The following is a 1,574-nucleotide window of genomic DNA, read 5'->3' on the forward strand; positions in this document are numbered from 1 at the left end:
TTGGAGACGCATCCGTGGCTGGTGGATCACACGATTTTGGGGAGTGTGCTGCTGCCGGGTACGGCGTTTGTGGATTTGGCGGTGCGGGCTGGGGAACAGGTGGGTTGTGATGTGGTGGAGGAGTTGACGCTTGAGGCTCCTCTGGTGGTGCCTGAGCGTGGTGGGGTGCAGGTTCAGCTGGTGGTGGAGGCTCCTGGTGGGGCTGGTCAGCGGTCGTTCAGTGTGCATTCGCGCAGGCAGGACGCTCTCGCGGAGGAGCCGTGGACCCGCCACGCCTCCGGCGTGCTCACCGCGGGCATGACGCGGGACCTGCCCGCCGGCTTTGACGAACTCACCGAGTGGCCGCCTGCCGGGGCCGTCCCCGTGGACATCGAGGGGTTGTACGAGGAGCTGTGGGAAGGCGGAGTCGCGTACGGGCCGGTGTTCCGGGGGCTCAGGGCTGCCTGGCGCCGGGGCGGCGAGCTGTTCACCGAAGTGGAGCTGCCGGGCGACGCGCGTCGGGACGCCGCTGGGTTCGGACTGCACCCTGCTCTGCTGGACGCGGGTCTGCACGCGATCGGCCATGGCACGCCTGAGCAGATGACGAGCGGTGCTCTGTTGCCGTTCTCGTGGGTTGGTGTGTCGTTGTATGCGGTGGGTGCGTCGTCGTTGCGGATGCGGTTGGCTCCGCATGCGGTGGGTGATCCGCACAGTCTGGCGTTGTGTGTCGCGGATGGTGTGGGGCGTCCGGTGGCGTCGGTGGATTCGTTGACGTTGCGGGCTGCGTCGGTGGATCAGGTGCGTGCGGCTGATGGCGGGCATGTTGATTCGTTGTTCGAGGTGGAGTGGGTGTCGGTGGCGGCGCCGGCTGTTGGTGTTGGTGGTGGGCGTTGGGCTGTGGTGGGTGGGGATGTGTTCGGTCTGGCGGGTGTGTCGGGTGTGGAGGTGTCGGAGTTCGGGGATCTGGCGGGGTTGGGTGCGGTGTTGTCGGGGGGTGGGGCGGTGCCGGATGTGGTGTTCGTGTCGTCTGTGCCGATGGATGCGTCTGTGGGTGGGGATGTGGCTGGTGGGGTGCGGGGTGCTGTGGGTGGTGCGTTGTCGTTGGTGCAGGAGTGGTTTGGGGATGAGCGTTTCGCGGGTGTGCGGTTGGTGTGGGTGACGTCGGGTGCGGTGGCGGTTGTGCCGGGTGAGGGTGTGGGGGATCTGGCGGGTGCGGCGGTGCGTGGGTTCCTGCGTTCGGTGCAGTCGGAGAATCCCGGGCAGTTGACGATGCTGGACCTTGACGGGGCTTCGGTGTCGGTGGGTGCGGTGGTGGCGGCTCTGGCTCTGGATGAGCCGGAGTTGGCGGTCAGGGGTGGTGGGATCAGTGCGCCGCGTCTGGCGCGGGTTCCCGCGAATCGTGTCGCGGGCGGTGACGGGGTCGGCTCGGTGGGGAACACGGTTGACCGGGAGGCGCTGGGTGCTCTGTTCGGCGGTCGGCTGGTGGATGGTGAGCTGACGGGGACGGTGTTGGTGACGGGTGCTACGGGTTCGTTGGGTGGGTTGTTCGCTCGGCATTTGGTGTCGGTGTATGGGGTGCGGCGGTTGTTGTTGGT

General features: G+C 67.5%; 1 protein-coding gene. It reads left to right on the forward strand.

Going from position 1 to position 1,574, the window contains the following annotated elements; translation table 11 throughout:
• Positions 1-21: 21 nt before the first annotated feature.
• Positions 22-1,574, forward strand: a 1,553-nt coding sequence (locus ACF089_RS35905; protein ID WP_392036439.1) for a polyketide synthase dehydratase domain-containing protein, incomplete at its 3' end; no start/stop codon positions are given.

Origin of the sequence: Streptomyces sp. NPDC014894 (assembly GCF_043080985.1) — a bacterium.
In the GTDB taxonomy this organism is placed as follows: domain Bacteria; phylum Actinomycetota; class Actinomycetes; order Streptomycetales; family Streptomycetaceae; genus Streptomyces.